Source organism: Streptomyces sp. NPDC005803 (assembly GCF_040630435.1).
GTDB lineage: Bacteria > Actinomycetota > Actinomycetes > Streptomycetales > Streptomycetaceae > Streptomyces.
Genome location: NZ_JBEXXO010000004.1, coordinates 258,490 through 271,569, shown reverse-complemented (window position 1 = coordinate 271,569; position 13,080 = coordinate 258,490). Strand labels below are relative to the sequence as shown.

Annotated in this window: 10 protein-coding genes; 9 read left to right on the top strand and 1 reads right to left on the bottom strand. The window is 70.4% G+C overall.

From position 1 onward, the window contains the following. Positions 1-6: 6 nt before the first annotated feature. From ftsW to ABZ454_RS08385, 9 genes are all read left to right on the top strand, one after another. The gene (gene ftsW, locus ABZ454_RS08425; RefSeq protein WP_356315125.1) at positions 7-1,449 is read left to right on the top strand and encodes a putative lipid II flippase FtsW; all 1,443 of its coding nucleotides are present in this window, start codon (positions 7-9) and stop codon (positions 1,447-1,449) included. Between the two features lie 6 nt (positions 1,450-1,455). Then, complete coding sequence (gene murG, locus ABZ454_RS08420; RefSeq protein WP_356315122.1) at positions 1,456-2,550, top strand: undecaprenyldiphospho-muramoylpentapeptide beta-N-acetylglucosaminyltransferase; 1,095 nt, start codon at positions 1,456-1,458, stop codon at positions 2,548-2,550. 50 nt (positions 2,551-2,600) lie between these two features. After that, positions 2,601-3,395 (top strand): FtsQ-type POTRA domain-containing protein, encoded by a 795-nt coding sequence (locus tag ABZ454_RS08415; protein WP_359536615.1) that lies wholly within the window; start codon positions 2,601-2,603, stop codon positions 3,393-3,395. A 276-nt stretch (positions 3,396-3,671) separates the two neighbouring features. Then, the gene (gene ftsZ / locus ABZ454_RS08410; protein ID WP_359536613.1) at positions 3,672-4,886 is read left to right on the top strand and encodes a cell division protein FtsZ; all 1,215 of its coding nucleotides are present in this window, start codon (positions 3,672-3,674) and stop codon (positions 4,884-4,886) included. Continuing rightward, positions 4,883-5,644 carry a peptidoglycan editing factor PgeF gene (gene pgeF, locus ABZ454_RS08405; protein ID WP_359536611.1) on the top strand — a complete coding sequence of 254 codons (762 nt, stop codon included), beginning with the start codon at positions 4,883-4,885 and terminating at the stop codon, positions 5,642-5,644. Before ftsZ ends, pgeF begins: the two co-directional genes overlap by 4 nt. Before the next feature lie 3 nt (positions 5,645-5,647). Continuing rightward, the gene (locus ABZ454_RS08400) at positions 5,648-6,367 is read left to right on the top strand and encodes a YggS family pyridoxal phosphate-dependent enzyme (RefSeq protein WP_359536609.1); all 720 of its coding nucleotides are present in this window, start codon (positions 5,648-5,650) and stop codon (positions 6,365-6,367) included. 124 nt (positions 6,368-6,491) lie between these two features. After that, positions 6,492-7,103 (top strand): cell division protein SepF, encoded by a 612-nt coding sequence (sepF, locus tag ABZ454_RS08395; protein WP_356315107.1) that lies wholly within the window; start codon positions 6,492-6,494, stop codon positions 7,101-7,103. Positions 7,104-7,174: 71 nt separating this feature from the next. Beyond that, complete coding sequence (locus tag ABZ454_RS08390) at positions 7,175-7,459, top strand: YggT family protein (protein ID WP_018518688.1); 285 nt, start codon at positions 7,175-7,177, stop codon at positions 7,457-7,459. 49 nt (positions 7,460-7,508) lie between these two features. Further along, positions 7,509-8,648, top strand: coding sequence for a DivIVA domain-containing protein (locus ABZ454_RS08385; protein ID WP_356315103.1), 1,140 nt, complete (start codon positions 7,509-7,511; stop codon positions 8,646-8,648). Between the two features lie 775 nt (positions 8,649-9,423). Here ABZ454_RS08385 and ileS read toward each other — a convergent pair. After that, positions 9,424-12,573, bottom strand: coding sequence for an isoleucine--tRNA ligase (gene ileS, locus ABZ454_RS08380; RefSeq protein WP_359536606.1), 3,150 nt, complete (start codon positions 12,571-12,573; stop codon positions 9,424-9,426). Positions 12,574-13,080: the final 507 nt, after the last annotated feature.

The window sequence follows — 13,080 nt, the reverse complement described above, 5'->3', positions numbered from 1 at the left end:
GGGACCATGCCGGCCGAAGAGAGCTCTGCCGCACGGGGCGGGGACCGCTCACGGGCGACCTCGGCGATCAGCCGGGCGCTCCGTCCGCCGCTCCTCGCGGCCGGGGGCGCCCCGTATCCCTCCGGCCTCGCCCTGCGCGTACGGCCCGCCGCCGGCGCCCGGCGGCCCCCTGTGGCCCGTTCCAGGACCTCCGGCGGCCCCCGCTCCCCCCGGGGCGGCGGAGTGCGGCGGCTGTACGAGCAGGCGCGCCGGGCCTGGGACCGTCCGCTGACCGCGTACTACCTGATCCTGGGCGCCGGGCTGCTCATCACCGTGCTCGGTCTCGTGATGGTCTACTCCGCCTCGATGATCAAGGCGCTGGAACTCGGCAAACCGGGTACGTACTTCTTCCGCAAGCAGTTCCTCGCCGCCGTCATCGGGGCCGGGCTGATGGCGGCCGCCGCCCGGATGCCCGTCAAACTGCACCGGGCCCTGTCCTACCCCCTGCTGATGGGCGCCGTCTTCCTGATGGTGCTGGTCCAGGTGCCGGGGATAGGGATGTCGGTCAACGGCAACCGGAACTGGCTCTACCTGGGCGGCCCCTTCCAGCTCCAGCCCAGTGAGTTCGGCAAGCTGGCCCTCGTCCTGTGGGGAGCCGACCTGCTCGCCCGCAAACAGGACAAACGGCTGCTGAACCAGTGGAAGCACATGCTCGTGCCGCTGGTCCCGGTCGCCTTCATGCTGCTCGGGCTGATCATGCTCGGGGGTGACATGGGCACTGCGATCATTCTCACGGCCGTCCTGTTCGGCCTGCTCTGGCTGGCCGGAGCGCCCACCCGGCTGTTCGCCGGAGTGCTCGCGACCGCGGGCCTGATCGCCTTCGTGCTGATCAAGACCAGCCCGAACCGGATGTCCCGCCTCGACTGCATGGGCGCCAGCGAACCGGGCCCCGGCGGCTCGTGCTGGCAGGCCGTGCACGGCATCTACGCCCTGGCGTCCGGCGGCTGGTTCGGATCCGGGCTCGGCGCCAGTGTGGAAAAATGGGGCCAACTGCCTGAACCCCACACCGACTTCATCTTCGCCATCACCGGGGAGGAACTCGGGTTGGCGGGGACGCTGTCGGTACTCGCCCTGTTCGCGGCTCTAGGCTATGCGGGTATCCGCGTGGCCGGACGCACGGAGGACCCCTTCGTGAGGTACGCAGCGGGAGGTGTGACCACCTGGATCACGGCTCAGGCCGTGATCAACATCGGTGCGGTGCTCGGCCTGCTGCCGATCGCCGGTGTCCCGCTCCCGTTGTTCTCCTACGGGGGGTCGGCCCTGCTGCCGACCATGTTCGCTGTCGGGCTGCTGATCGCGTTCGCGCGAGCGGATCCCGCAGCGAAGGCGGCCCTGGCCATGCGGAGGCCCGGGGTGAGATGGAAGACGATGAGACGGCGCGTCAAGAAGCGTCCGTCCGGAGAGCGGTGAATTTCGGTGCATGTCGTACTCGCCGGTGGGGGGACCGCCGGCCACATCGAGCCCGCGCTCGCCCTCGCGGACGCCCTGCGCAGGCAGGACCCGAGCGTGGGAATCACCGCTCTGGGCACGGAGCGCGGACTCGAGACCAGGCTCGTACCCGAGCGGGGGTACGAACTCGCCCTGATCCCGGCCGTACCGCTGCCGCGCAAACCCACCCCTGAACTCATCACCGTCCCGGGCAGGCTGCGCGGCACCATCAAGGCCGCCGAGCAGATCCTGGAGCGCACCAGGGCGGACTGCGTGGTCGGCTTCGGCGGCTACGTGGCGCTGCCCGGCTACCTCGCCGCCAAGCGCGCCGGCGTGCCGATCGTGGTGCACGAGGCCAACGCCCGGCCCGGCCTGGCCAACAAGATCGGTTCCCGGTACGCCCACGGGGTCGCCGTCTCCACCCCCGACAGCAAGCTGCGCGGCGCCCGCTACATCGGCATCCCGCTGCGCCGCACCATCGCCACCCTGGACCGCGCCCGGGTCCGTCCGGAGGCGCGTGCCGCCTTCGGCCTCGACCCCAACCTGCCGACCCTGCTGGTCTCCGGCGGCTCGCAGGGCGCCCGCCACCTCAACGAGGTGGTCCAGCGGGTCGCGCCGCTGCTCCAGCGCTCCGGCATCCAGATCCTGCACGTGGTCGGACCGAAGAACGAAATGCCGCGCGTGGACAACATGCCCGGGATGCCGCCCTACATCCCGGTACCGTACGTGGACCGGATGGACCTCGCGTACGCGGCGGCCGACATGATGCTCTGCCGCGCGGGCGCGATGACCGTCGCCGAACTCTCCGCCGTCGGGCTGCCCGCCGCCTACGTCCCGTTGCCGATCGGCAACGGCGAACAGCGGCTCAACGCCCAGCCGGTGGTCAACGCCGGCGGCGGACTGCTGGTGGACGACGCGGCGCTCACCCCCGAGTGGGTGCAGGGCAACGTCCTTCCGGTGCTGTCGGATCCGCACCGGCTGTACGAAATGTCCCGCGCCGCCGCCGAGTTCGGCCGCCGGGACGCCGACGATCTGCTGGTCGGCATGGTGTACGAGGCGATTGCCGCACGCCGAGGCGCGTGAGGCGGACGGGTCCGGGGGCGCCGCCCCCGGACCCGGCATAAGGAGCGAGCGTGGCCGGACCGACGACCGCCCAGCGCGGTGCAGGGCAACAGAAGGACACCCGGGACCGCCTGCCGCGCCCGGGGGCGCAGGGGCCCCGGATGTCCCGGGGCACGCTCCTGCTGGTGATCGTCGGGGCCGTGCTGCTGCTCGGCTCCGGGGCCGTCTGGGCGCTCTACGGGTCCTCCTGGCTCCGTGCCGAAGAGGTCCGGATCACCGGGGTCGACGTGCTGACACCGGCCGAGGTGGAGACCGCGGCGGAGGTGCCGATGGGCGACCCGCTGATCTCCGTCGACACGGACGCCATCGCCGCGAGGTTGCGCCAGAAGTTGCCTCGTGTCGACTCGGTGGATGTCGTACGGTCATGGCCGCACGGCATCGGACTTAAGGTGACCGAACGACAGCCGGTCGTTTTGCTGAAAAAGGGTGCGAAGTTCATCGAAGTGGACGCCGAGGGCGTGCGCTTCGCCACGGTGGACAAGGCTCCCGGGCGGGTACCCCTGCTGGAGCTGACGCCTGGTCAGTCCGCGAGTGTGCGCCGGTTCGGCAGCGACCGGCTGGTGCGGGAGGCGGTCCGGGTCGCGAACGATCTTCCGGACGGTGTCGCCTCGGCGACCCGGGTCGTGCGGGTCGCCTCGTACGACTCGGTCTCTCTGGAGCTCACCGGGGACCGCACGGTCGTCTGGGGGAGCAGCGAAGAAGGTGCGGTGAAGGCGAAAGTCCTCACCGCTCTCATGAAAGCCGCTCCCAAAGCGGGACACTTCGACGTGAGTGCACCCACCGCTCCGGCAGTGTCGGGTAGTTGACGCACATTTGGCCTGGCCAGCACCCTGGTTGGTCAGCGCTACGGGTGATCACATAGGGTGAAAAGAAAAACGGGAGGTTCGGCGTGTTCGTTGAACGTGCGCCACTTGTCGACTTAGTGTCCTGTTCGGAAGAGTCCATGAAGCAGACACACTGGTAACCCTAAACTTCAACGTTAGGGTTTGGGTCGGCGTTCGGACCGTCCCAATCGGCATCCGTCGTCGCGGCGGGAGTACCGCCAAGCGACGACACGTAACTCGAGGCGAGAGGCCTTCGACGTGGCAGCACCGCAGAACTACCTCGCAGTCATCAAGGTCATCGGTGTCGGCGGCGGTGGTGTCAATGCCATCAACCGAATGATCGAGGTCGGTCTCAAGGGCGTCGAGTTCATCGCGATCAACACGGATGCGCAAGCCCTGTTGATGAGCGACGCCGACGTCAAGCTCGACGTCGGCCGTGAACTCACCCGGGGCCTCGGCGCCGGGGCGAACCCGGCCGTCGGTCGCAAGGCGGCAGAGGACCACCGTGAAGAGATCGAGGAGGTCCTCAAGGGGGCCGACATGGTCTTCGTCACCGCAGGCGAAGGCGGTGGCACCGGCACCGGTGGCGCACCCGTCGTCGCCAACATCGCGCGCTCGCTAGGCGCCCTGACGATCGGTGTGGTCACCCGCCCGTTCACCTTCGAGGGCCGGCGTCGCGCGAACCAGGCGGAGGACGGCATCGCCGAACTCCGCGAAGAGGTCGACACCCTCATCGTCATTCCCAACGACCGACTGCTGTCCATCTCGGACCGCCAGGTCAGCGTGCTCGACGCGTTCAAGTCGGCCGACCAGGTCCTGCTCTCGGGTGTCCAGGGCATCACCGACCTCATCACCACCCCGGGTCTGATCAACCTCGACTTCGCCGACGTCAAGTCGGTCATGTCCGAGGCGGGATCGGCGCTCATGGGGATCGGCTCGGCCCGTGGCGACGACCGCGCGGTGGCCGCCGCGGAGATGGCGATCTCCTCGCCGCTCCTGGAGGCGTCCATCGACGGCGCCCGCGGTGTCCTGCTCTCCATCTCCGGTGGCAGCGACCTCGGTCTCTTCGAGATCAACGAGGCCGCCCAGCTGGTGAGCGAGGCGGCGCACCCCGAGGCGAACATCATTTTCGGCGCGGTCATCGACGACGCGCTGGGCGACGAGGTGCGGGTCACCGTGATCGCGGCGGGCTTCGACGGCGGACAGCCGCCGGCCCGGCGGGAGAACGTCCTGGGTGCGAGCTCCGCCAAGCGCGAGGAGCCGGCTCCGCCGGTCCGGGCCGCCGAGCCCGTGCGCCAGACGGGCGGACTGGGCTCCGTGCCCCCGCGCGAGGAGCCCCCGGTCCAGGCCGAGCCGGTTCCGGCGGCCCATGAGAGCCACCTTCCCCCGGTCTCCCCGCCGCACGTCCCGCCGGCCCGTCCCTACCAGGACTCCCAGGCCGAAGAGCTGGACGTTCCGGACTTCTTGAAGTGATAGATCCGCACCACTCGGTGAGCTCAAAGGATTCTGTTCCTTCGGACGGCGGCGCTCACTTCTCCTTCACCGACAGGTGGGGCGGGGTGAGCGCCGCTCCGTACGCGGAGCTCAACCTCGGCGGCGCGGTCGGTGACGACCCCGCTGCCGTTCTGGCCAACCGGGAACGGGCCGCCCGGGCCCGCGGGATCGATCCGGACCGGGTCGTCTGGATGAACCAGGTGCACGGGCGGGAGGTCGCCGTGGTCGAGGCGCCCTGGGGCGACGCGCGCGAGATCCCCGCCGTGGACGCGGTGGTGACCGCGCGGCGCGGGCTCCCGCTCGCCGTCCTCACCGCCGACTGCACCCCGGTCCTGCTCGCCGACCCGGCCGCCGGAGTCGTCGCGGCAGCACACGCGGGCCGCCCCGGTCTGGTCGCCGGGGTCGTGCCCGCCGCGGTCGGGGCCATGGTCGCACTCGGCGCGGACCCCGCCCGGATCGTCGCCCGCACCGGGCCCGCCGTCTGCGGCCGGTGCTACGAGGTGCCGGCCGGTATGCGGGACGAGGTCGCGGCGGTCGTCCCCGCCTCGTGGTCCGAGACCAGCTGGGGCACCCCCGCGGTGGACGTCACCGCCGGCGTCCACGCGCAACTGGCGGACCTCGGCGTGACCGACCGGCGGGCGTCGTCCTTCTGCACGCTCGAATCGGGCGATCACTTCTCGTACCGGCGCGACCGCACCACGGGGCGGCTCGCCGGATATGTCTGGCTGGACGGATAGGGCATGACGGATCGTAAGGCACAACTCGCCGCGAATCTGGCACAGGTGGAGGAACGTATTGCTTCCGCCTGCGCCGCCGCCGGTCGCCGGCGGGAGGAAGTGACCCTCATCGTGGTCACCAAGACCTACCCCGCGAGCGATGTACGGGTCCTGCACGAACTCGGTGTGCGCCATGTCGCGGAGAATCGTGACCAGGACGCGGCCCCCAAGGCCACCGAATGTGCGGATCTGTCCCTCACATGGCATTTTGTGGGTCAATTGCAGACGAACAAGGTCCGTTCCGTGGCGAGTTATGCCGATGTCGTGCAGTCTGTGGACCGTACGAAGCTGGTGACCGCCCTCTCCGCCGCCGCCGACCGCGGCGGGCGCGAACTCGGGTGTCTCCTCCAGGTCGCCCTCGACGCCGAGAGCGGCGAGCGGGGGGAGCGCGGGGGCGTCGCACCCGACGGGATCGAGGAGTTGGCCGACGCGGTCGCCGCCGCGCCCGGACTGCGGCTGGACGGTCTGATGACCGTCGCGCCGCTCGCCGGGCCGTTCGCCGGAAGGCAACGAGCGGCGTTCGACCGGCTGATGGAATTCTCATCCCGGCTGCGCGGGAACCATCCGGCTGCGAACATGGTCTCTGCAGGGATGAGTGCGGACCTCGAGGACGCCGTTGCGGCCGGAGCGACACATGTGCGCGTCGGTACTGCGGTACTCGGAGTCCGACCCGGGCTCGGGTAACGTCGCCAAGAAGTCGGACCACAGCAGAAAATATGGTCATTACCGCCTTTGGCGGGCAGACCACAGTGGATCGCGGGCACTTGGTGACAGATGCCGATCCACCACAGAGCGGAGGACTCAGAGCATGGCCGGCGCGATGCGCAAGATGGCGGTCTACCTCGGCCTCGTGGAGGACGATGGGTACGACGGTCCGGGGTTCGACCCCGACGACGAATTCGAACCCGAGCCGGAACCCGACCGCGACCGGCGGCGGCACCAGCCCGCACATCAGGTGGAGCGGGAGCGGGACGAACCGGTGCGAGTCGTGCAGCCGCCGGCGCAGCGCGAGCCGGTCCAGATCCCGGCGGAGCGAGAGCGACCCGCCCGGATCGCACCCGTGGCATCCATCACACCTGAACGCCCGAACATGGAGAAGAACGCACCGGTGATCATGCCCAAGGTCGTGTCCGAGCGGGAGCCGTACCGCATCACCACACTGCACCCCAGGACCTACAACGAGGCCCGTACCATCGGGGAACACTTCCGTGAGGGCACTCCGGTGATCATGAATCTCACGGAGATGGACGATACGGACGCAAAGCGACTTGTCGACTTTGCCGCGGGACTCGTCTTCGGTCTCCATGGCAGCATTGAGCGAGTGACACAGAAGGTGTTCCTGTTGTCGCCTGCTAACGTCGATGTCACGGCGGAGGACAAGGCCCGCATCGCAGAGGGCGGATTCTTCAACCAGAGCTGAGAACACGACACCGGGAACGACCCGGCCGCAAGGCCGGAGCTACGAGAGCCAGGGGAGAGGTACACGCGAGGATGGGCGTCGCACAAAGTGTTGTCTACATCGCGTTGATGTGTTTCCTCATCGTGCTGATCTTCCGGCTGGTCATGGACTACGTCTTCCAGTTCGCACGTTCATGGCAGCCGGGCAAGCCGATGGTGGTGGTCCTCGAGACCACTTACACGGTCACCGATCCACCGCTGAAGCTCCTGCGGCGGTTCATTCCGCCGCTGCGTCTCGGGGGCGTGGCACTCGACCTGTCCTTCTTCGTTCTGATGATCATCGTTTCCATCCTGATCAGCATCGTGACCAGGCTGTGAGCGATACGGTCCTGCCGACTGCCGACGACTACGTAGAGGTGAAGAAGAGATGCCGCTGACCCCCGAGGACGTGCGGAACAAGCAGTTCACGACGGTCCGCCTCCGAGAAGGCTACGACGAGGACGAGGTCGATGCCTTCCTCGACGAGGTCGAGTCCGAGCTGACCCGCCTGCTCCGTGAGAACGAGGACCTGCGCGCCAAGCTGGCCGCCGCCACGCGTGCCGCCGCGCAGAACCAGCAGCAGCAGGGTATGCGCAAGCCGGAGCCGCAGGACCGTCCCGGTGCACCTGTGCCCGCCGCCATATCGGGTCCGCCGGTCCAGCAGCAGCAGCCGCCGCAGATGGGTCCGCCCCAGCTGCCCGGTGGTGCTCCGCAGCTGCCCGCCGGTCCCAGCGGTCACGGCCCCCAGGGTCCGCACGGCCCCGGTCCCCAGGGCCCGCACGGCCCCGGCCCGATGCAGGGCGGTCCCATGGGTGGCCCGATGGGCGGCCCCATGGGCGGTCACAACCCGCAGCAGCAGCAGATGCAGCAGATGCAGCAGCCGCCGCAGATGCAGCAGCAGGGCCCTGGCGGCGACAGCGCCGCCCGTGTCCTGTCCCTGGCGCAGCAGACCGCCGACCAGGCGATCGCGGAGGCCCGTTCCGAGGCCAACAAGATCGTCGGCGAGGCGCGCAGCCGTGCCGAGGGCCTGGAGCGCGACGCACGCGCCAAGGCGGACGCGCTGGAGCGGGACGCGCAGGAGAAGCACCGCGTGGCGATGGGCTCGCTGGAGTCGGCCCGCGCGACGCTGGAGCGCAAGGTCGAGGACCTGCGTGGCTTCGAGCGCGAGTACCGGACCCGTCTGAAGTCCTACCTGGAGAGCCAGCTGCGTCAGCTGGAGACCCAGGCGGACGACTCGCTGGCGCCGCCGCGGACCCCCGCGGCCGCTTCGCTGCCGCCGTCGCCCTCGCTGGCTCCGGCCGGTGCGGGCGCCATGGGTCACACCATGGGCGGCAACCACGGCGGTCACGGCAGCCAGCAGATGGGCGGCAACCCGTCCATGGGCGGTGGGCCCTCCTACGGTGGCCAGCAGCAGATGTCGCCGGCGATGACCCAGCCGATGGCACCGGTGCGGCCGCAGGCGCCGCAGCCGATGCAGCAGGCGCCTTCGCCGATGCGTGGGTTCCTGATCGACGAGGACGACAACTGACCGGTACGCGCTCGGTGAGCGCGTAGCCGTCGGCAGGCTGAGGGCCGGGCCCCGGGGTTTTCCCCGGGGCCCGGCCCTTTGCCGTGGGCGGCGCGGCCGGGGTGGCGGTGTCGCCGGGGTGGTGGCGCGGCCGGGGTGGTGGTGTCGCCAGGGTGGTGGTGTCGCCGGGCCGTGGGGTCGGGGTCCGGGGGCGGGGCCGCTGCGCGGGGCGTGTTCCCCTACCCGCCCCTTCCCGTAACCGGGGCTCCGCCCCGGGCCCCGCTCCTCAATCGCCGGAGGGGCTGGGGAGGCACGCCGGAGGCGGAGAGGTGGCGGCGCGGGGCTGAGAGGTGGCCGCGCAGGGCTGGGAGGTGTCGGCGGAGGGGCTTAGAGGTGCCGGCCGGGGCTGTGTGGTCGGCGTCGGCCGTGAGTGGGGCTCCGCCCCGGGCCCCGCTCCTCAATCGCCGGAGGGGCTGGGGAGGCTCGCCGGAGGCTGAGAGGTGGCGGCGCAGGGCTGAGAGGTGGCCGCGCAGGGCTGAGAGGTGGCCGCGCAGGGCTGGGAGGTGTCGGCGGAGGGCTCAGAGGTGCCGGCCGGGGCTGTGTGGTCGGCGTCGGCCGTGAGTGGGGCTCCGCCCCGGACCCCGCTCCTCAATCGCCGGAGGGGCTGGGGAGGCACGCCGGAGGCTGAGAGGTATGGGCCTGTGAGCGGGGCTCCGCCCCGTAGCCCGCGCCCGGGGTCGGGAAAGCAACGGGCCCGGCCGGAACGTGTCCGGCCGGGCCCCTGTGGTGCTGTGGGCTACCGCTCCGTCTTGCGGAGGCGGAACGTCAGGGACAGGCCCTCGTCCTCGAACGGCTCGCCGTACGCCGTGTCCGCCTCACCCTGCGCGTAGTCGAGGGCCAGGACCTCGTCCGCGATCAGGGACGCGTGCTCGGTCAGGGCCTCGGCCGTCGCCGGTGACGTGGACGTCCAGCGGACGGCGATGCGGTCCGCCACGTCCAGGCCGCTGTTCTTGCGCGCCTCCTGGATCAGACGGATCGCGTCGCGGGCCAGGCCCGCACGCCGCAGCTCCGGGGTGATCTCCAGGTCCAGGGCGACCGTCGCGCCCGAGTCGGACGCGACCGACCAGCCCTCGCGCGGGGTCTCCGTGATGATGACCTCGTCAGGGGCGAGGGTGACCTGTTCCCCGTCGACCTCGACCGATGCCGTGCCCTCGCGCAGGGCCAGCGACAGCGCCGCCGCGTCCGCGTTCGCGACGGCCTTCGCCACCGCCTGGACGCCCTTGCCGAACCGCTTGCCCAGGGCCCGGAAGTTCGCCTTCGCCGTCGTGTCGACCAGCGAGCCGCCCACCTCGGACAGGGAGGCCAGGGAAGAGACGTTCAGCTCCTCCGTGATCTGTCCGTGCAGCTCGGGCGAGAGGGTGTCGAAGCCCGAGGCCGCGACCAGGGCGCGGGACAGCGGCTGGCGGGTCTTGACGCCCGACTCGGCACGCGTGGCGCGCCCCAGCTCGACCAGGCGGCGCACCAGCGCCATCTGCGTGGAGAGCGCCGGGTCGATCGCGGACAGGTCCGCCTTCGGCCAGGTGGACAGGTGCACCGAGGCGGGGGCGTCCGGCGTGACCGGTGCGACGAGGTCCTGCCAGACCCGCTCGGTGATGAACGGGGTCAGCGGGGCCATCAGCCGGGTGACCGTCTCGACGACGTCGTGCAGGGTGCGCAGCGCCGCCTTGTCGCCCTGCCAGAAGCGGCGGCGGGAGCGGCGGACGTACCAGTTGGACAGGTCGTCGACGAACGCCGACAGCAGCTTTCCGGCGCGCTGGGTGTCGTAACCCTCCAGCGCCTCGGTGACCTGGTCCACCAGGGCGTTCAGCTCGCTGAGCAGCCAGCGGTCCAGGACCGTGCGGTCGGCCGGTGCCGGGTCGGCGGCCGAGGGCGCCCAGTTCGACGTACGGGCGTACAGGGCCTGGAAGGCGACCGTGTTCCAGTACGTGAGGAGCGTCTTGCGGACGACCTCCTGGATCGTGCCGTGACCGACCCGGCGCGCCGCCCACGGGGAGCCGCCCGCCGCCATGAACCAGCGGACCGCGTCGGCGCCGTGCTGGTCCATGAGCGGGATCGGCTGGAGGATGTTGCCCAGGTGCTTGGACATCTTGCGGCCGTCCTCGGCGAGGATGTGGCCCAGGCAGACCACGTTCTCGTACGACGACTTGTCGAAGACCAGGGTGCCGATCGCCATCAGCGTGTAGAACCACCCGCGCGTCTGGTCGATGGCCTCCGAGATGAACTGCGCCGGGTAGCGGCTCTCGAAGAGCTCCTTGTTCTTGTACGGGTAGCCCCACTGCGCGAACGGCATCGAGCCCGAGTCGTACCAGGCGTCGATGACCTCCGGGACGCGGTAGGCCTCCAGCTGGCAGTTCTCGTGCGTGCAGGTGAACGTGATCTCGTCGATGAACGGCCGGTGCGGGTCCAGGCCGGACAGGTCGGTGCCGGTGAGCTCGGTCAGCTCGGCGCGCGAGCCCACGCAGGTGAGGTGGTCGTCCTCGCAGCGCCAGATCGGCAGCGGTGTGCCCCAGTAGCGGTTGCGGGAGAGGGCCCAGTCGACGTTGTTGTTCAGCCAGTCACCGAAGCGGCCGTTCTTGACCGACTCCGGGAACCAGTTGGTCTTCTCGTTCTCCTCGAGGAGCCGGTCCTTGACCGCGGTCGTGCGGATGTACCAGGACGGCTGCGCGTAGTAGAGCAGCGCGGTGTGGCAGCGCCAGCAGTGCGGGTAGCTGTGCTCGTACGGGACGTGCCGGAAGAGCAGGCCGCGGTCCTTGAGGTCCTCGGTGAGCGCCTCGTCGGCCTTCTTGAAGAAGACGCCGCCGACCAGCGGCACGTCCTCCTCGAAGGTGCCGTCGGGGCGGACCGGGTTGACCACCGGGAGTCCGTACGCCTTGCAGACCAGGAGGTCGTCGGCGCCGAAGGCGGGGGACTGGTGCACCAGACCCGTACCGTCCTCGGTCGTCACGTACTCGGCGTTCACGACGTAGTGCGCCTCGGCGGGGAAGTCCACCAGCGCGAACGGGCGCTCGTACGTCCAGCGCTCCATCTCGCGGCCCGTGAACGACCGGCCGGTCAGCTCCCACCCCTCGCCCAGCGCCTTCTCGACGAGCGGTCGCGCCACGACCAGCTTCTCCTCGCCGTTCGTCGCGACCACGTACTCGACCTCGGGGTGCGCGGCGACGGCCGTGTTGGAGACCAGGGTCCAGGGGGTCGTCGTCCAGACCAGGAGGGCGGCCTCGCCGGCCAGCGGGCCGGAGGTCAGCGGGAAGCGTACGAAGACCGAGGGATCGACGACCGTCTCGTACCCCTGGGCCAGCTCGTGGTCGGAGAGGCCGGTGCCGCAGCGCGGGCACCAGGGGGCGACGCGGTGGTCCTGGGTCAGCAGACCCTTGTTGAAGATCTCCTTCAGCGACCACCAGACGGACTCGACGTACTCGGGGTCCATCGTGCGGTACGCGTCGTCGAGGTCGACCCAGTAGCCCATCCGGGTCGTGAGCTCGGTGAAGGCGTCGGTGTGGCGGGTCACGGACTCGCGGCACTTGGCGTTGAACTCGGCGATGCCGTACGCCTCGATGTCCTTCTTGCCGTTGAAGCCCAGTTCCTTCTCGACCGCGAGCTCGACCGGCAGACCGTGGCAGTCCCAGCCGGCCTTCCGGCCGACGTGGTAGCCCTGCATGGTGCGGAAGCGCGGGAAGACGTCCTTGAAGACGCGGGCCTCGATGTGGTGGGCGCCCGGCATGCCGTTGGCGGTCGGCGGGCCCTCGTAGAAGACCCACTCGGGGCGGCCCTCGGACTGTTCGAGGCTTTGGTCGAAGACCTTGTTCTCGCGCCAGAAGTCGAGCACGGCGTGCTCCAGCGCGGGCAGGTCGACCTGGGCGGGTACCTGGCGGTACTGCGGCGATGTCATGTGCGGCTTCCTCCGGCGGACGTTTTCCTCTTCCGTCGGAGGGACGAGAACCGATGCCGGATCCCGCGGTACCACCCTCCTTGGCCCCGGGTGTGCGCCCGTGGCCCCCTCATTGGGGTGCGATGCCGGTTCTACTAGCCCTGCGGCGTTCTTCCGACGGCTCCGGGTGATGTTCACGACGCGCTCGCCCCCGGGCTCCCACCGTCCCCGGGTCGCTCCTGGCTGCGTACGACGCTACTCGTCCCATCCACGCCTCTCGCTGAGGCCAGTGTACGGGCCCCGGGGACGGTGGCCGACCGGTTTTCGGGCAGCCCCGGGGTGACCCGAATGGCCAGACGGGACGCGACGGGTCCCGGCGCTGCCCGGCGGGCCGCCGGAAGGCGGATTACCCGGCGGGGAGCTGGGCACAACGGTTTCAGGCGCGCGGTGATCCGGACACGGGGAGGGGCGATGCGGCGGCGTGCCCCGTTGCCGCGGGGCTGGGGTCGATTTATCGTCCCAGCACGA

Excerpts from the sequence above, each read along its gene's own strand:
- ftsW (WP_356315125.1), top strand. The coding sequence starts at position 7 with ATGCCGGCCGAAGAGAGCTCTGCCGCACGGGGCGGGGACCGCTCACGG.
- ABZ454_RS08400 (WP_359536609.1), top strand. The coding sequence starts at position 5,648 with ATGACGGATCGTAAGGCACAACTCGCCGCGAATCTGGCACAGGTGGAG.
- sepF (WP_356315107.1), top strand. The coding sequence starts at position 6,492 with ATGGCCGGCGCGATGCGCAAGATGGCGGTCTACCTCGGCCTCGTGGAG.
- ABZ454_RS08390 (WP_018518688.1), top strand. The coding sequence starts at position 7,175 with ATGGGCGTCGCACAAAGTGTTGTCTACATCGCGTTGATGTGTTTCCTC.
- ABZ454_RS08385 (WP_356315103.1), top strand. The coding sequence starts at position 7,509 with ATGCCGCTGACCCCCGAGGACGTGCGGAACAAGCAGTTCACGACGGTC.
- ileS (WP_359536606.1), bottom strand. The coding sequence starts at position 12,573 with ATGACATCGCCGCAGTACCGCCAGGTACCCGCCCAGGTCGACCTGCCC.